The organism is Mariniflexile sp., from assembly GCF_041583155.1.
Taxonomy (GTDB): domain Bacteria; phylum Bacteroidota; class Bacteroidia; order Flavobacteriales; family Flavobacteriaceae; genus Mariniflexile.
Genome location: NZ_JBFHGK010000009.1, coordinates 86,005 through 105,426, shown reverse-complemented (window position 1 = coordinate 105,426; position 19,422 = coordinate 86,005). Strand labels below are relative to the sequence as shown.

The following is a 19,422-nucleotide window of genomic DNA, read 5'->3' as shown; positions in this document are numbered from 1 at the left end:
GATGTTGTACTGGTGTAAAAAAAGAAAACCTTTCAATCTCTTGAAAGGCTTGTCTTTGTTGACGTGGTCCCACCTGGGCTCGAACCAGGGACCACCTGATTATGAGTCAGGTGCTCTAACCAACTGAGCTATAGGACCGATCGTATATGTTACTGCATTAAATACAGCTTCATTCCGAAATTGGCTGCGAATTTAATACTAATTTTAAAACTCTACAAGAAAATTATTCTTTTAAAATTATTTCTTAGCAAAGTTCTATTAACCTACCAAAGGTTCTTATTGGTTTTAAGAAAATAACTAGCTAATTATCAACATCTTTTTGAGGTGTTTAATTAAAACAACAAACCCTTCCTAGGTTATACTTTTTTAAGAATACTACTAAATTTTCAGTACTAGAACCGTGTAATGTGTACTTTCTTCCATTTTATTAATACAAAAAACTCTCAACTTCCCCTTATCCACTTCAATTATAAAAACTTGGTAACTAGAAAAATTTTAGGGAAATTTAGTTTATTAGAGGTTTTCTACCGCAATTCCTATCTACTCCATTTCATTAATAATACAGAATACGCTCTTCATTTCCTTCACCAAGGGTGTCGTCAATTACCTTAAGTTACAAAATTTGTAAAACTAAAAGCAAGATTATCTTTAAATAACCGCTATTTTTGCATCCTAAACCTTTAAAAGGTATAATAATGAGTAACGTAGAGGAAAGTCAAAGACAAAAAAAAATAGGTTCAGTTTTACAGCGCGATTTAGTTGAAGTGCTTCAAGGTGCTGCAACACAAGGCGGTATGCATGGCATCATCATTTCAGTTTCAAAAGTTAAGGTAACAGTCGATTTGGGTGTTGCCAAAGTATATTTAAGTATTTTTCCTAATGATAAGGGTAAAGAGTTACTTGCTGGCATTAAATCCAACACACCATTAATTAGACATGAATTAGCGCAACGCACAAAACATCAACTTCGTAGAATGCCTAACCTAGAATTCTTTATTGATGATTCTTTAGAGTATATCGACCAAATTGATAAGTCTTTAAAAGGTGAAGAAAATCCAATTAAAGACCCGAGCATTCTCGACAAAAGAAAAAAATCGTAATTATTTTTTTAACCCAATAACCTTATTTTTATATGGTTGGAACTAACATTCATTTAAACTTTTAATTTCATAACAGTACAGTTTATGAATGTTTCCCTATACATAGCCAAACGATATTTACGATCAAAAAGCAGCAATAATGCTATTAATTTTATTACCATTATTGCTATTGTAGGTGTCATTCTTGGTTCGGCATCACTTTTTATTGTACTCTCTGGCTTTGCTGGTTTGAAGGAATTTACACTTCAATTCTCAAGTGTAGTGGATCCCGACTTAAAAGCCGAAACCAGCCAGGGCAAATCGTTTATTTTAACGGAAAACCACATTTCTGAACTAAATAGGTTAGAAGATATTGCTAGCTACTCCAAAATTGTAGAAGAACGTATTTTCATTGCTTCACAAGATAAACACACTTTTGCCATAATCAAAGGGGTTGATGAACACTATCAACAAGTAGTGGATTTCGATTCTGTTATTGAAAGAGGTGGTTGGCTAGAACAAAAATCAAGACAAATTGTTGTTGGCTGGGGTATTTCAAACAACCTATCTCTTGGTGTTTTAGACTATACCAACCCCATAAATATTTATGTTCCAAAACCTGGTAACGGACAAATTACATCCATAAACAATGCCTTTAATAGCATTAATGCCATTAGCGTTGGAGTATTTTTTGTGAATGAAAAACTAAACGACACCTATGTCTTTGCGCCCATAGATTTGGCTCAAAATCTTTTAAATTACCAAACCAACCAAATAACAGCCTTAGAATTTAAACTGAAAGAGGGCGTTGATGAAACCCTAGCAAAACAACGCATCCAAGCAATTTTAGGAGATAAAGTCATTATAAAAAATAGAGCTCAGCTTAACGATGCGCTTTACAAAATGTTAAATACTGAAAATTTGGTGGTATACCTCATTTTTACACTTATTCTAATTATTGCATTTTTTAATGTTATTGGTTCGCTTATTATGATGATGTTGGACAAAAAACGTAGCCTCAATACACTTTTTAATATTGGTGTTACCGTTAAAGAAATACGTAGGATATTCTTTTACCAAGGTAGCTTAATGAGTATTGTTGGTGGATTTATAGGTTTAATTATAAGCCTAATCATTATTTTACTTCAAAAAACATTTTCATTGGTAATGATAACACCTTCGCTGCCATACCCGGTAACTATTAAAATTGAAAACCTGCTTCTTGTGTTTTTAACTATTTCTGTTTTAGGAATTATAGCCTCAAAAATAGCATCGGTTCGCATAAATAAAGCCTTAGTAGAGGCCCATTAAATTGGGTGAGTTGCCATAAAAAATGGCAAACAGGCTTTACTCATTAATTTTTATTTGTGAATAATGTATTTGTGAATATAAATATTTCGAAAGTCGCTCTCTTTGAGGAGCTCCAACAATGCCTCAATCTTTCTTGCGGGGTAAATCTGCTCAGTTATTGTATTAAACCAAAATTTTGATTTTCTAAAAATTGAAATAACATTGCCCCTTAAAAACAACCATAACAGAACGCTGCAAAAGCGATAGTAGTGGCAGCTTTTGGCGAGGCGCTCATCGAGCCAAAACTATAACGTATAGCGCGGTGGCCTACCATTTGCCATAAAACGTCTAAGAAATTCTAAATTCCAGTAATTAAAATAGAGGAGTTTACTCTGTAAACTGGAAATCTGCAAACTGTTCCAAAACCTCATCAAAAGCCGCAAAAACATCGTCCGGTTTATCGCTTGTAACCATTTTTGTTCTTAATTCTTTAAAATGCGGAATATTTTTAAAGTAATTGGTATAATGACGACGGGTTTCAAAAACCCCCAAAGTTTCACCTTTCCAATCGATAGCCATTTGCAGGTGGCGACGCGCTGCTTCCACACGTTCTTCAATGGTAATGGGTGCTAAATGTTCGCCGGTTGCAAAAAAGTGTTTTACCTGTTTAAAAAACCAAGGGTTACCAATACTGGCACGCCCAATCATACAGCCATCAAGCCCATAACTATCGCGCATTTCCATGGCTTTTTCGGGTGTATCTACATCGCCATTTCCAAATACAGGAATGTGCATACGCGGATTGTTTTTTACTTCGGCAATGGGTTTCCAATCGGCATTACCTTTATACATTTGCGCTCGCGTACGCCCATGAATAGCAATGGCTTTACAGCCAACATCTTGCAGACGTTCTGCAACTTCCAAAATTCTTATAGAATCGTGGTCCCAACCTAAACGGGTTTTTACAGTTATAGGAATGTTGGTGCGTTTTACCATTTCAGCCGTAAGTTGCTCCATTAAACAAACATCCTTTAAAATGCCGGCACCAGCACCTTTACTTACTACCTTTTTTACGGGGCAACCAAAATTGATATCGATGATATCTGGTTTTGATTCTGCCACAATATCAATGGTTTGCAGCATGCTTTCCAAATTAGCTCCAAATATTTGAATGCCTACAGGACGTTCTTTTTCATAAATATCCAACTTCATTACACTTTTAGCGGCGTTACGAATTAATCCTTCACTAGAAACAAACTCGGTATACACCACATCGGCACCCTGCTCTTTACATAAGGCACGGAATGGCGGATCGCTAACATCTTCCATTGGTGCTAGCAGCAATGGAAAATCTGGAAGTTCTATGTTGTCTATTTTTACCACGTTGAATATTTTGATGCAAAATTAGTGTTTTTTGGTTAAACCTTACAACTACACTAATGTATGATACAAATGTTTAAACAAACGCAGACTATTTTTTGACAATCTTTTTTAGTGTTACCTCGCCATTATTTGAAGTTATTTTAAGGAAATAAATGCCTTTAGGAAAATTACTCATATCTATAATTTTTTTAGCACCAACATAAATTTGGGTTAGTTTGGCATCATAAACCTCCACCAAACTAACCGATTTGTTTTGAATAGTTAAACGATTTGTAACTGGATTTGGGTATAATAAACTGTCTTTAGCTATCTCTTTTTCATTCCAAGACAAGGTGGTATCATTAGTTGAAAAGGAAATTAATTTTGCGTAATCTGAAAACACAAAACCATTAAACGACTGCGAAAATGATTCGGAAGTAACAAAATACCTATTCTCATTCACAAAGGTTATGGCTTCTGCCTGCTCAAAACTTAATGAAGACAGCATGGTTTGAGTATTTGTTCCTGAAAACACATTGCTCCCTAAAAAGTTACTACACTCCCAAATAAAAGCCTGCAAAGTTTTGGTATAACCTACTAAAAAAAGTTTTCCGGTTAACGAGTTATAAGTACCTCCCGTTATTAAACCTCCACTGTTTAAAGTCTTTGACATTGGGCTTAATGGGTAGGTTCCTGGTGTTTTAGGCACTAAATACCCAAGGGTTGTTCCGTCTTCCCAATTTTTACTAAAAACCATTAAACTACTTGCATCAAACGACACCAAGGCTTCTGCATCCCATTCGGTCGTATTTGCACTAACCGCTGTAAAATCTGTTTGATTGGTATAACTAAATGCGATAGTTTCTGCAGAAACCGAAGTACTTCCCAAATAATCATTTTTATTTATTTTATAGATTTTTAAATCGGTTCGGTTTCCGCTAGCATTATTACCTATATCGCCAATATAAATACTTGTTTCATCTTGAGTTAAATCTTCCCAATCTATATTTGTGGCATTTGTAATAAGCACTTCTCTTGTAACTATTCCAGATAAGGTATCCACCTCATAAAGTTTGTTTTCACCACCAGAATCGTTGTGCGTAATTAATTTACCATTAAAAAATATAGCTCCTGAAGATTCACTTAGCGTATTAGGTAAGGCAAATTTTTCAGCAACATTTTTTATTTGTCCACAAACCTCCAATATGCTTAAAGCAAAAACAGAAATAAATATTAAGTTTTTCATAATTAGCAATTTATTGAGAAAACCAAAAATATAAAATTAAGATTTAATCAAAATCAACCGATAATTAGATTCGGTGTTATTTTATGTGTCTGCAGAATTAATTATTTTGAACACTGTAAGTAGTGTGCACTACTACAGGAATACCTGTAGCCGTTATACCCTCTAAACTTACTTTTATATTAGTTTCTACCTTGTTATTGAAAAAACTTGATTGTACCTCGCCTGTTTTGTCTGGATGCATATAAGGATTCCAAAACAAGGTGTTTCGAACGGTTTCTTTATTATCAAACTCCAAAAAGGGCTTTTCAGGATTGTAGGAATAAAACTCACGAGCATCATAAAAACCTTCTATTTCCTGTTTTAAAGAATGAAATACTTTTTTTGACGTGTCGTAAGTACCTGGTTCTTTTAAATAAATAGCAATAACACCATTGGCACCTTCCGTTCCAAACATGGTTGTTGATGTTTTGTAAGCATTTATTTTAGCCACATCAATTGGTCTAATAAAACTTAAATCATTTGGGTCGTCTCGCGGAATACCGTCTATCATAATAAGGGCATAGCCACTAAACCTAGGGAAAGCGAGTCTTTGGTTGCCATCGGAATCCATTCTATTATCCACACCTGGAATAGTAGCTACTATCATTTGGTAAATATCATTATATGGCAATTCGTCCTCATCGCCAGCTTCATAGGTTAAATCTACCAACCCGTATTCACTAAAATAGTTTTTCTTTTTTGCAATAACTTCCACTTCGTCCAATATGTTTTCTGCTGCTATACCATTAAGTACATACTTTTTGTAAACCTGGTCTTTTATAACACTAATTTGTGTTGTATCTATCGTAATTATTTTTTTGAAATCAACCGGTATTGAAATATCTTTCAAAGTGTCTAACACAATCATGCCATTACTTTTCCCTCTTTCATTTTTTGAATTTAAATGCATGGTTGCCTTACCTACAAAAAGCAAATTATCAAACTTAAATTTTCCTTCAGAATCGGTAATCGTATTAAAAGCTTGTAAGCCGTTTTTAGTGAATAATGTTAATGAAACCGTATTTTCTGGTTTTGAATTATCGCCAAAAAGGGCGCTTACCTTTCCCGAAACTGTAAATCCTTTTTCTACGTCATGTTTAGAATTATCATTTACTTTTGGAAGCTTTTTCCATAAGAAATCGCGCCAACCTTGGGTTAAAAGCAATAAATCGAGATACTCTAAGCGTTTTGGGTTTTTTGCATCAAAATAATAGCTTGGGTTATAAACTTCTCCTCTAATATCAGATTCCATTAAAAAATACGAACTAATTGTTGAACCATAAACTTTATCGTTTTTTACACCATTTAAATCGGTACAACTTAAAGAAAAACTAGCTGCTGCCGCTTCACCTGTTTTGGTTTTAGAAGATACGCTAACAGTTACTTTTTCTAATGGCTGGTACTGCTTTTTATCGGTTGTTAAGGTTACTTCAAGATTTTTTTCGTTTTCAATGTATACCAAACGTTCGCTTTGCGGTTTTAGATTCCCATCATATAATGTTAATTGGCTGATACCCTCTGGGAATTCAGTTTTAGGTAATTCAAAAGATAAGGTTGTTTCCTTTAGCAATTGTGTGCCTTCAAAATACCTAACGCCTCTTGTGGTACAAATTAAAGTAACTGAAGCATCTGGTTGTTGTAGTAAGGTTTCCTCGTTCGTTTTTATGGTTACAACATCTATATTATTTATTTTTTTCAGACTTAGCAAATAGCCATTTTCAATAACTTTAGGAAGAGGTACCTCTATTTCAGTACCATCAGACACTGAAACTTTAGCAAGATAAGCTTCACCTTTAATTGGTTTTAATTGAAATTTTCCCATACCGTCGTGAAGGCTTCCAAAAAAACTTACTATCTCACCTTTAGAATCTAGAACCTGACCCTGTATCCTAATGGGCATCCCATTAGCATCAACTGCCTTAAAAGCCACAACACTTTCAATATCATTTAAAAGTGACCCTCCTTCTGGAAAAAACTGAACGTTAAAATTACTTTTTCCTGCTTTAATGGATTTTGTTGTAGTTCCCTTAGCTGCTATTTTACCGGCAGATTCTTTCGCTTTTATGTTAAAAGCATCAATGATGGTTATATTCTTTTTGAACACAAAATCGCTGTTAAAATTCCGACTGTAATTAGTATAAGCTCTCAATTGGTATGCACCTGCTTTAACACCTAAAGAATCTGTTAATTTGAAATCACCATGACCCAACCCGTCCTCTAATTGCGTTTTATTTTGTACAATTATCTTAGAGTCGGATGAAATCAATTCAACATATAGCACTTTACTTTCATTGAATAAAATATTGTTATATGCAAAAACTGTATAGGCTTTATACCATAAAGATTCGCCTAAGGTATAAGTCGTTCTATCAGTATGCACATATATTTTTTCTATAGTTGGAATTGCTTTTTTTTCTTGTGCTTGCAACATGTTTATTACCATAACACTTATTAAAATGCTACGAAGTTGGTTTTTAAAGGTTTTTTTAAAATAATTAATCATTTAAATTGGTGGTTTTTAATTTAGTTGTAAGCGTTTATTTACTAGCTATTTTTCAATAACATAATTAGTTTGTAACACTACAGGAATGCCCGTTTGTGTAATACCTTCTAAACTTACTTTCACAGTAGTAGTAACATCGCTATTATAATATGTTTTCTCCGAGACACCAGTTGATGCATTAGGGAACATATAAGGATCCCAAAAGAGCGTATTACGAACGGCAATTTTAGCATCATATTCAAAATCAGGTTCCTCTAAGTTGGTAGTGTAAAATACGCGAGCATTATAGAAACCTTCTATTTTTTGGTTAATATTATAATATTTGGTTTGCGAGGGTGAATTTGCTGTTGGATCTTTGGTATAAATAGCTAATACACCATTGGCCGCATCCGAGCCAAATATTGCGGCGCTGGCACCTTTTAAAACATCTATTTTATCCACATTATCCGGTAATATGGAGCTTAATATAGAGATATCGTAAATTGGAACGCCGTCTAAAATTATATGTGCAGGACCGTTGTACCTCATAAACCTTATACTATCCGGATCGACCATAACACCTGGTACTTTAAACCGAATAAGTTGGTAAATATCACTAAAACTAGGCGTATCATCTCCCATAACATAGCTAAAATCTGGTGTGCCATAGATATTGGGCACTGTTTTCTTTTTAGCTATAATTTCAACTTCATCGAGCACGTTCTCTGGCGCAACCCCATACATGATATACTTTTTATAAATATTATCTTTAATGGTGGTTGTTTCTAAAGGAAAAAACTCATCTTTTTTTTCAAAATCTACTTCCATCGGTGCTTTTTGAATAGGATACACCAAAACCTCTCCTTTACCTTTACCCTTTTCATTTTTAGAATTCAAAACCATGGTGGTTGGCCCGTAAAACGCCAACTTTTCAAACTTAAATCTACCTAAGGAGTCTGTTACAGTTTCCTGTAAATTCAAACCATTTTTATTAATTAAAGCTAAAGTAACACTATTATTTGCCATTGGTTTCGTGCCTGAAACCTGTTTAACATGGCCTGCTATAAGAAAATCATTTTCATGACTGTAGTGTATATTGCTTTTTGGTGTTGGTATTGTTTTCCATAAAAAATCGCGCCACCCTTGGGTTAATAGCAATAAGTCCAGGTGTTCAAATCGTTTGGGGTTATTAATATCAAAATAATAACTTGGGTTATTTACCGCTCCCTTAATATCCGATTCCATTAAAAAATAAGATGCGATGTTTGTGCCATAATTTTTATGGGTTAAATCGCCATTTGTATCGGTACAACTTAGTGAATAACTAGCTGGAACAGGATTTCCAGTTTCTGTTTTAGACAACACTTTTAAAGTTACCTTTTCTTTTGGTTGGTAGGTTTTTTTGTCGGTTTCAAGAATGATGTCTAAGTCATTTTCTTTCTCAATAAAAATCAAACGTTCACTTTGCGGTCGGGAATTTGCATCATATAAGGTAATTTGGCTGATTCCTTCTGGAAAATCATTTTTTGCCAACTGAAACGATAAAGTCGTTTTTACCAAGGCCTGAGTTCCTTCAAGATATGAAACGCCTCTTGTAGCACAAATTAATGTTAGTGGAGCGTTAAGGTTACTAGATAACGTTTCCTGATTTGTTTTTACGGTTATAAAATCATTCCCATTAACTTTTTTATAACCTAATAAATAACCGGTTTCTAATGCTTTTGGAAGCTGCTCTTCTTTTATAACATTGTTAGCATCAGTGATTTTTGCATGATAATTTTTGCCCTTTACTGGCTTAAAAGGAAACTTACCCATACCATCATGACTTGTTATGAATAAGGTTATTAAGTTACCATCAGAGTCGTAAATTTTCCCTTTTACTTCTATTGGCATGCCATTGGTATATTCCGCTTTAAAGGCAACAATACTCTCAACGTCATTTACAAGTGAACCTCCTTCTGGAAAAAATTGCACTTTATAGGTATATTCCGAATTTTCAACCCCATTACTACCTATAGATTCCTGCTTATTTGAAATATTGTTATTCGTATCTAGCTTATCAAAAACATCAATAATTTTAATCTCTTTTTTGAAAATAAAGTCGGTTCCAAAATTTCGACTGTAATTTGTGTAAGCTCTTAACTGATAGGTACCCGCTTTAATACCAATAGAATCGGATAAATGAAAATCGCCATGCCCCATCCCCGCTTCTAACCTTGTTTTATTTTGCTTAACTATTTTAGAATCGGGCGAAATCAATTCCACATATAAAATATTACTTTTATTATAGAGAAGGTTATTGTAGGCATATACAGAATAAGCTTTATACCATAAGCTTTCTCCTAAGGTATAAGTTGTTCTATCGGTATGAATATAAATTTTTTCAATGTCGGGAACTGAGATACCATTTTGAGCATTTAACCAGGCAGTTGCCATAATCACTATAAAAAAACTACTAAGCAGGTGGCGCATTCTATCATTTAAAAAATTAATCATAAAATCAGGCGGTGTAAAAATTAGTTGGATGCATACTAACTAGGTTTTTAGACTTTAAATCTAACTAAAAGTTTAATTTCTTATATAAAATATCATAATAATATTACAAGTTCACTTTTATTAAATTGGTAATTTAGACTAAAAAAATACTTTTATAAGCGATACTTTCATCAGATAATGCAATTTATCTTTCAGCGTCATATAAAACAGCTATATTTGCAAATTAAATTAGGATATAAATTCCTTTATGAAGAATATTAGAAACTTTTGCATTATTGCACATATTGATCACGGTAAGAGTACGCTTGCAGACCGTTTGTTAGATTTCACTGGGTCGGTGACTGAGCGTGAAAAGCAAAACCAGTTATTAGATAACATGGATTTAGAGCGCGAACGTGGTATTACCATTAAGTCGCACGCAATACAAATGGATTATACATATAAAGGTGAACAATATATTTTAAACCTTATTGACACGCCGGGTCACGTAGATTTCTCATATGAAGTATCTCGTTCCATCGCTGCATGTGAAGGCGCTTTACTTATTGTAGATGCTGCCCAAAGTATACAGGCACAAACCATTTCTAATTTATATTTAGCTCTAGAAAACGACCTGGAAATTATTCCAGTTTTAAATAAAGTAGATTTACCAAGTGCAAATCCGGAAGAGGTTACCGATGACATTGTTGATTTATTAGGCTGCAATCCAGAAGATGTTATTCACGCCAGCGGGAAAACAGGTTTTGGTGTGGATAATATATTGGCTGCAGTAATAGAACGTATTCCTGCTCCAAAAGGAGATCCAAATGCACCACTACAAGCATTAATTTTTGATTCAGTTTACAATACTTTTAGAGGTATTGAAACCTATTTTAGGGTTTTTAATGGCGAGATTAAAAAGGGTCAAAAAATCAAATTTGTAGCTACAGATAAAGAATATTATGCGGATGAAGTGGGTACCCTAAAATTAACACAAGTAGCTAAACAATCTGTAAAAACAGGTGATGTTGGTTATTTAATTACAGGTATTAAAACCGCTAAAGAAGTAAAGGTAGGTGATACTATTACCGATTTTGCCAACCCAACGACAAATATCGTTGAAGGTTTTGAAGATGTTAAACCAATGGTTTTTGCAGGTATTTACCCTGTTGATACTGAAGATTATGAAGAACTTCGTAGTTCGATGGAAAAGCTGCAATTAAACGATGCCTCTTTAGTGTTTGTTCCAGAAAGTTCTGCCGCATTAGGTTTTGGATTCCGTTGTGGATTCTTAGGTATGCTTCACATGGAAATTATCCAAGAACGTTTAGAGCGCGAGTTTGACATGACGGTTATCACAACGGTTCCCAACGTATCGTATCACGCATTTACAAACAAAAACCCGGACGAGGCTTTTATTGTAAACAACCCTTCAGACCTGCCAGACCCTTCAACCGTAAACCGTGTTGAAGAACCATATATAAAAGCAACCATTATCACGAAATCAGATTTTATTGGTAACGTCATGTCTTTATGTATTGAAAAACGAGGCATTGTTACTAATCAAACCTATTTAACACCAGAACGTGTTGAATTAACCTTTGAAATGCCATTAGCAGAAATAGTTTTCGATTTTTATGATCGTTTGAAAACGGTTTCCAAAGGTTATGCATCGTTTGATTATCATCCAATAGGTATGAAAACGTCCAAATTAGTTCGATTAGATATTTTATTAAACGCACAACCAGTTGATGCCCTTTCGGCTTTAATTCATGCCGACAATGCCCAAAACATTGGTAAAAAAATGTGCGAGAAATTGAAAGAATTAATCCCGCGTCAGCAATTTGATATTCCTATTCAAGCAGCTATTGGTGCAAAAATTATTTCTCGAGAAACAATAAAAGCGCTTCGAAAAGATGTTACAGCCAAATGTTATGGTGGTGATATTTCTCGTAAACGTAAACTTTTAGAAAAACAGAAAAAAGGTAAAAAACGAATGCGACAAGTAGGTAACGTTGAAATACCTCAACAAGCATTTATGGCGGTTTTAAAATTGAATGATTAACAAATTTCTGCCATCTTAAAGGTTTTATTAAAAATAAAACTCTACGAAATTTAAAAAAAAGCTTATAATGGTAATTAATGGAAGAATTTTATTGCAATATTATTATGATTTTAAGCTTTTTTTTAAATTTTATTATTGATTATCTCGCGTAATAAGCATTCCTTAATAATTTCTTCAAAAATAATTTTAGTTAAAATTGTTGCATAATATTTTTGTAAGTTTATAAACAAAGCAAAAATTATTCAATGACAATTACCCATATAAGTGCAGAATGCTACCCTGTTGCTAAAGTTGGAGGACTCGCCGACGTTGTAGGGGCTTTACCGAAGTATCAAAATAGTGAAAACGTGTCTTCACTTGTTATCATGCCGTTTTATGATAACAAGTTTACTCAAGAACATGAATTTTATTCTGTACACTCCGATGAAATTCTTTTTGGTGGCACACTCGTAGCCTTTGAAGTATTAACTTTAAAGCAAAAATCCTTAGATTTTGATATCTATTTTGTAGATATCCCAGAGTTTTTATTCAAAAATTATGTATACTCACACGATGACACCGAACGTTTCATTGCTTTTCAGATAGCAGTTTTGGATTGGATGACATCTTGGGAATATCAACCAGATATAATACATTGCCATGACCACCACACAGGTTTAATTCCGTTTATGCTTCAGGAAAGCTATAGGTATGATGCTTTTAGAAAAATTCCGAATATCATAACCATACATAATGCCCAATACCAAGGATGGTTTTCTCATATTAAAGTTGGCCTAATACCACCTTTTAATTTTAACCATGTTGGGTTATTAGATTGGGGTGGCACCATAAATCCTTTAGCAGCAGCTATTAAATGTGCCTGGCGCGTTACAACGGTATCTCCTAGTTATATGGAAGAATTAAAACTTGCTGCCAACGGACTTGAAAGTTTATTGAGTGCTGAAAGTGATAAATGTATAGGTATTTTAAACGGAATTGATACCGAAGTGTGGAATCCGGAAACCGACCATTATATAGTTAAAAATTATAATGTAAAAACCGTAAAGCAAGGGGCCGAAGCCAATAAAAAATATTTATGTGAAACATTCGACTTAGATTTTGACAAACCTCTTTTTGCCTTTATTGGCAGGTTGGTTGATGAAAAAGGTTCCGATTTATTTCCTGAAGTATTTAAACAAGCCCTTGAAAATAATAACCTTAACATTTTATTACTTGGTTCTGGAAATCCTTTTGTTGAGGATCAACTGAAAAAACTAAAAAATGACTATATTGGTACGTATAATGCCTTTATAGGTTACGACGAAAAATTATCGCATATTATTTATGCTGGTGCCGATTTTTTATTAATGCCATCACGTGTTGAACCTTGTGGTTTAAACCAGATGTACGCCTTAAGATATGGTACCATTCCAATAGTAAGAAGTATTGGTGGCTTAAAAGATACTGTTATAGATATTTCAAAAGAAAACGGATTTGGTATTTGTCATAATAACGTTACTGTTTTGGAAATTACCAACGCCATTAACCGAGGTGTTGCTCTTTATAATAAACCATCAGAATACAAAAAAACACGAAGTTATATCATGGGCATAGACCACTCATGGCATGTTTCGGCACAGGAATACTTAAATTTATATAACTCAATAAACTAACTAATTATGATTAACAATAAGGTATTATCCATCATTTTAGGTGGTGGTCAAGGTTCTAGACTACATCCATTAACAGAAGAGCGTTCTAAACCAGCTGTACCAATAGCCGGAAAATATAGGTTAGTGGACATTCCTATTTCCAATTGTATTAATGCAGATATTAAACGTATGTTTGTATTAACTCAGTTTAATTCAGCGTCTTTAAATCGCCACATTAAAGATACTTATCATTTTAGTTTTTTTAGTAGTGCCTTTGTAGATGTGCTTGCGGCTGAACAAACACCTGGCAATAAAGGTTGGTTTCAAGGAACTGCCGATGCCGTACGCCAAAGTATGCATCACTTTTTAAGACACGAGTTTGAGTATGCTTTAATACTATCGGGTGATCAGCTTTATCAAATGGATTATGATAAAATGATTGAAGCTCACGAAGCTGCCGGAGCTAAAATTTCTATTGCAACGATTCCTGTAAACGCAAAAGACGCCACATCTTTTGGTATTTTAAAAGCTAATGATGAAAACATAGTAACTTCGTTTATAGAAAAACCAGATTCTAGCCTCTTACCTGAATGGACCTCAGAGGTAAGTCCGGAAATGAAAAAAGAAGAACGTAACTATTTAGCTTCTATGGGTATTTATATCTTTAATAGAGACCTATTGGTAGAATTAATGAATAACCCGTCAACCATCGATTTTGGAAAAGAAATTATTCCTCAATCAATTAATAAACATAAAACATTAAGTTTCCAATACGAAGGCTACTGGACCGATATCGGTAATATCGATTCATTTTTTGAAGCAAATATTGGCTTAACAGATGATATCCCTAAATTCGATTTATACGATAAAACGAAACGCATCTACACCCGTGCTAGGATGCTTCCTACCACGAAACTAGCTGGAACAACTTTAGAAAAAACAGTTATTGCAGAAGGTTGTTTAATTGCAGCTTCAAAAATTGAACAATCCGTTATCGGTGTGCGTTCAAGAATTGGCAAAGGCTCTATAGTTACAAGAACCTATATGATGGGTAGCGATTATTATGAAACCCTTCTTGAAATTGATGAAAAGAAAATAGATATTTTAATGGGCATTGGTGAACGTTGTGTTGTTTCAAATGCCATATTAGATAAGAATTGTAGAATTGGGGATGATGTTAAAATTAACGGCGGACCCCACTTAGAAGACACAGAAACAGAAACTTATGCTATTAAAGATGGTATTGTAGTAATTAAAAAAGGAGCAATCATCCCTAACGGATTTGTAATATAAAATATGGCACAAGTAAAAGTTTATAGTCTTTTTACAGACTTCGATATTAACCTTTTTAAAGCAGGTAAACACTATAGGCTTTATGAAAAATTTGGATCACATTTGGTAACTGTTGATGGTATAGAAGGTACATATTTCGCGGTATGGGCTCCTAGCGCAAAACAGGTTTCCGTAATTGGCGATTTTAATTTTTGGACCGAAGGCGAACACCAACTAAATGTACGCTGGGATAGTAGTGGAATTTGGGAAGGGTTCATACCGTTAGTAGGTAAAGGCAATTTATACAAATATAAAATTGAAAGTCATAATCAAGGAATAAAAACAGAAAAAGCAGACCCATATGCACGTCGTTGTGAACATCCTCCAAAAACAGCTTCCATAATTTGGGATGACTCTTATAGATGGAAAGATGCCGATTGGATGAAAAAGCGTAAAAAACACAATGCTTTGGATGCCCCATATTCTGTTTACGAAGTACATTTAGGCTCTTGGAAACGTCAAATTGAAGAAGACCGTTTTATGTCTTATTTTGAGTTGGCAGACGATTTGGTTAACTATGTAAAAGAAATGAATTTTACACATGTAGAACTCATGCCTATTATGGAATACCCTTACGACCCATCTTGGGGGTATCAGCTAACAGGTTATTTTGCTCCAACTTCTCGTTTTGGGTACCCTGAAGAATTTAAGTATTTAGTTGATAAATTACATCAAAATGATATAGGTATAATTTTAGACTGGGTACCTTCACATTTCCCAGAAGACGCACATGGTTTAGGCTTTTTTGACGGATCGTGCCTGTACGAGCATCCCGATAAACGCAAAGGCTACCATCAAGACTGGAAAAGTTTAATTTTTAATTACGAACGTAACGAAGTTAAATCGTTTTTAATAAGTAATGCGCTTTTTTGGATGGAACAATACCATGCCGATGCATTACGTGTTGATGCCGTTGCTTCCATGTTGTTTTTAGATTATTCCAGAGAAGACGGTGAATGGGAACCAAACATCTATGGTGGAAGAGAAAACCTAGCAGCCATTGAGTTTCTAAAAGAATTAAACAAAGAAGTGTATGCTTCGTTTCCAGACACTCAAACCATTGCGGAAGAATCAACCGCATTCCCAGGAGTTTCAAAACCTGTATTTTTAGGAGGTTTAGGTTTTGGAATGAAATGGATGATGGGCTGGATGCACGATACACTCGATTATTTTTCTAAAGACCCTATTTATAGGAAATATCATCAAAACGATATTACCTTTAGTTTGGCGTATGCATTTTCTGAAAATTTCATGCTACCATTATCACATGATGAAGTTGTTTACGGCAAAAACTCCATTTTAGGAAGAATGCCTGGTGATGAGTGGCAGCGTTTTGCAAATCTTCGTCTATTATTTGGTTATATGTTTACCCACCCTGGCACAAAACTAGCATTTATGGGAGCCGAATTTGGACAATATAACGAATGGAATTTTCAAGAGAGCTTAGACTGGAATTTATTAGATTTTGAACCGCATAGAAACTTTCAACACTATTTTAAAGCTTTAAACACTTTCTATAGGTCAACACCTGCATTATTTGAAAAAGGATTCTCAGGTGAAGGTTTTGAATGGATAAGCTACGATGATCATGAAAACTGTGTGATATCATACATAAGAAAAGGATATTCTCCAGAAAACAATGTTGTTGTAGTATGTAATTTAACACCAGCCGTTAGAAAAAAATACAAGATAGGACTTCCAGTTGAAGGAAAACTGGTAGAAATCTTTAATAGCGACTCCAAAGAATTTGGTGGTAGCAACGTTTCCAACAAAAAAGCTATAACAATTAAAAAAGATTCATGGAATGGTAAAGACTTTTCTGCTCAAATAACTTTAGCACCTTTAGCAGTTACTGTTTTTCAATTTAAATAGGAAACTAATTGAGATTTATTAAATTAGCAACCTGTAATTTTACTTATAATGTAATATTACAGGTTGCTTTTTAGTAAAAACAGACCAATTACATGCTTATAATTTATTATTTTGGCCAAAATTAATTAATAGCAATATTTCATGATATTAAATACTGAATTAGAATACAAAGGAAATTTATTTCCTTCGAAAATAATTTCTTATCAAAAAAATTTAGACACCTTATCATTCACCACCGATAACAATGTGGTGCTGCAAATTACTGTTCAAAGAGACAGTATTTTAAGATTTAGATATACAACTACCGGCATTTTTGAAAAAGATTTTTCTTATGCCATCACAAAATATGCAAGTAAAGGTTATAATTTTCTTGAAGTAACAGAAGATGCAGAAAAATACATCATCACCACTTCAAAAATTATTTGCCATGTAGCAAAATTAGGAATGCGTACATCCCTATTTGATGCTAAAGACAATGTTTTAATATGTGAAGACGAATTAGGTTTCCATTGGGAAGAAAGTTATGAGCTTGGTGGAGATATCGTTAAAATGTCTAAATCCGCGCAAGAGGGCGAAAGTTATTATGGTCTAGGTGACAAACCTGTTGATAATAATTTAAAAGGTAAACGTTTTGAAAACTGGGTAACAGATTCATACGCATACGGAAAAAATACCGATCCTATTTATAAAGCCATTCCGTTTTATACCGGATTACATCATAAAAAATCTTATGGAATCTTTTTTGATAATACCTTCCGTACTTTTTTCGACTTCTGTAACGAACGAAGAAATATCACAAGTTTCTGGGCGCAAGGTGGTGAAATGAATTATTATTTCATTTACGGTCCTAAAATGTCCGACGTGGTGGCTTATTACACCGATTTAACAGGAAAACCACATGAATTACCTGCTTTATGGACTTTAGGTTACCACCAATGTAAGTGGAGTTATTATCCAGAATCGAAAGTAAAAGAAATTACAAGCAAGTTTAGAGAACTACAAATTCCTTGTGATGCAATTTATTTAGATATTGACTACATGGATGGGTTCAGATGTTTTACCTGGAGCAAGGAATACTTTCCTAATCCAAAACGGATGGTGAAAGAATTAGCAGATGATGGTTTTAAAACCATCGTTATAATCGATCCAGGCATTAAAATAGATAGAGAATACTCTGTTTTCCAAGAAGGTATGGAAAAAGATTATTTCTGTAAGCGTGCCAATGGCCCTTATATGAAAGGTAAAGTATGGCCTGGAGAATGTTACTTCCCAGATTTTACAAATCCAGAAGTGCGTGAATGGTGGTCCAATTTATTCAAAGAACTTGTGGAAGATATAGGCGTAAAAGGTGTTTGGAACGACATGAACGAACCTGCAGTAATGGATGTGCCAGGTAAAAGCTTCCCTGATGATGTAAGACATGATTATGATGGCAACCAATGTAGTCATCAAAAAGCTCATAACATCTACGGAATGCAGATGGCAAGAGCAACCTATCAAGGACTTAAAAAATTCGCATATCCAAAAAGGCCTTTTGTAATTACAAGAGCCGCCTATTCAGGCACACAACGTTACACGTCTAGCTGGACTGGTGACAACGTTGCTAGTTGGGAACATTTAACCATAGCTAACCTTCAAGCACAGCGCATGTGTTTGTCTGGATTTTCATTTATCGGATCAGATATTGGTGGATTTGCAGAGCAACCTAACGGCGAATTGTATGCAAGATGGATACAGTTAGGTATTTTCCATCCATTTTGTAGAACCCACTCCTCTGGAGACCACGGCGACCAAGAACCTTGGGCTTTTGGTTCAAACATAACTAGTATTGTTAAAAAGTTTATTGAATTAAGATACCAATTATTACCGTACTTGTACACTGCTTTTTGGAGATATGCCATGGAAGGCGTACCAATTTTAAAGTCGCTTGTTTTATACGATCAATCAGACGCACACACACATTACAGAAACGATGAGTTTATTTTTGGTGAAAAAATATTAGCCTGCCCAATTACAGAACCTAATGCCAAAGGAAGACGTATGTATTTTCCTTTTGGGGATTGGTATAATTACTGGGACGACGAACTTATTGAAGGTGGCCAAGAACTATGGGTTGATGCCGATTTAGACAGTATGCCAATATTTGTTGCTGCAGGTGCTATTATTCCTAAATACCCAATTCAACAATACGTTGGTGAAAAAAATATTGATGAACTTGTTTTAGATGTTTATTTTAAATTAGGTGAAGAAACTTCACAAGTATTTGAAGATGCACAAGATGGATATGACTATATTAAGGGCAGATACAGCCTAAGAAACCTGAAACTACTTGGTAAAGAAACATCTTTGATTATTCAACAATTTAAATCTGGTAAATACACCACATCTTATGAAACTTTAAAAATTAAGTTTCATGGGTTACCATTCAAAATAAACAAAATTCAAATTGATAACGAAGTAGTGTTATTTAAAGATGCGAAATTTAGTGGCGAAAATACCATTGTTATAAGCAAAGAGTTTACCGAGCTACATATTACAGCTTAAAATTA

At 34.2% G+C, this 19,422-nt stretch carries 11 protein-coding genes and 1 tRNA gene; 7 read left to right on the top strand and 5 right to left on the bottom strand.

The annotated features are described in order from the left end of the window. Positions 1–64 precede the first annotated feature (64 nt). Positions 65–138 (bottom strand) — tRNA-Ile (locus ABYI63_RS05255). A 557-nt stretch (positions 139–695) separates the two neighbouring features. On the opposite strand from ABYI63_RS05255, the gene rbfA reads away from it, so the two are divergent. Both rbfA and ABYI63_RS05245 read left to right on the top strand, forming a co-directional pair. Next, positions 696–1,100 carry a 30S ribosome-binding factor RbfA gene (rbfA, locus tag ABYI63_RS05250; RefSeq protein WP_372754181.1) on the top strand — a complete coding sequence of 135 codons (405 nt, stop codon included), beginning with the start codon at positions 696–698 and terminating at the stop codon, positions 1,098–1,100. A gap of 84 nt (positions 1,101–1,184) precedes the next feature. Further along, a complete protein-coding gene (locus tag ABYI63_RS05245) occupies positions 1,185–2,390 on the top strand; it encodes an ABC transporter permease (protein WP_372754179.1) in 1,206 nt (401 codons plus the stop codon). A 366-nt stretch (positions 2,391–2,756) separates the two neighbouring features. Here ABYI63_RS05245 and dusB read toward each other — a convergent pair whose 3' ends face one another. The 4 genes from dusB to ABYI63_RS05225 form a co-directional block, all read right to left on the bottom strand. Continuing rightward, the gene (gene dusB, locus ABYI63_RS05240; RefSeq protein WP_372754177.1) at positions 2,757–3,752 is read right to left on the bottom strand and encodes a tRNA dihydrouridine synthase DusB; all 996 of its coding nucleotides are present in this window, start codon (positions 3,750–3,752) and stop codon (positions 2,757–2,759) included. Between the two features lie 88 nt (positions 3,753–3,840). After that, positions 3,841–4,977 carry a T9SS type A sorting domain-containing protein gene (locus ABYI63_RS05235; protein WP_372754175.1) on the bottom strand — a complete coding sequence of 379 codons (1,137 nt, stop codon included), beginning with the start codon at positions 4,975–4,977 and terminating at the stop codon, positions 3,841–3,843. A gap of 97 nt (positions 4,978–5,074) precedes the next feature. Continuing rightward, complete coding sequence (locus ABYI63_RS05230) at positions 5,075–7,519, bottom strand: hypothetical protein (RefSeq protein ID WP_372754173.1); 2,445 nt, start codon at positions 7,517–7,519, stop codon at positions 5,075–5,077. Between the two features lie 45 nt (positions 7,520–7,564). Further along, on the bottom strand, positions 7,565–9,994 hold the full coding sequence (locus tag ABYI63_RS05225; RefSeq protein ID WP_372754171.1) for a TonB-dependent receptor: 2,430 nt from the start codon (positions 9,992–9,994) through the stop codon (positions 7,565–7,567). Positions 9,995–10,241: 247 nt separating this feature from the next. Here ABYI63_RS05225 and lepA point away from each other — a divergent pair, with 247 nt between their 5' ends. From lepA to ABYI63_RS05200, 5 genes are all read left to right on the top strand, one after another. Then, positions 10,242–12,038, top strand: coding sequence for a translation elongation factor 4 (lepA, locus tag ABYI63_RS05220; RefSeq protein ID WP_372754169.1), 1,797 nt, complete (start codon positions 10,242–10,244; stop codon positions 12,036–12,038). A gap of 245 nt (positions 12,039–12,283) precedes the next feature. After that, entirely contained in the window at positions 12,284–13,690 is a 1,407-nt protein-coding gene (locus ABYI63_RS05215; protein ID WP_372754167.1) for a glycogen synthase, read from the top strand. A 6-nt stretch (positions 13,691–13,696) separates the two neighbouring features. Then, positions 13,697–14,962: a glucose-1-phosphate adenylyltransferase gene (locus tag ABYI63_RS05210; protein WP_372754165.1), complete on the top strand. Its 1,266-nt coding sequence runs from the start codon at positions 13,697–13,699 to the stop codon at positions 14,960–14,962. Positions 14,963–14,965: 3 nt separating this feature from the next. Beyond that, positions 14,966–16,873, top strand: coding sequence for a 1,4-alpha-glucan branching protein GlgB (gene glgB, locus ABYI63_RS05205; RefSeq protein ID WP_372754163.1), 1,908 nt, complete (start codon positions 14,966–14,968; stop codon positions 16,871–16,873). A 141-nt stretch (positions 16,874–17,014) separates the two neighbouring features. Next, positions 17,015–19,417 carry a glycoside hydrolase family 31 protein gene (locus ABYI63_RS05200; RefSeq protein WP_372754161.1) on the top strand — a complete coding sequence of 801 codons (2,403 nt, stop codon included), beginning with the start codon at positions 17,015–17,017 and terminating at the stop codon, positions 19,415–19,417. Positions 19,418–19,422 lie beyond the last annotated feature (5 nt).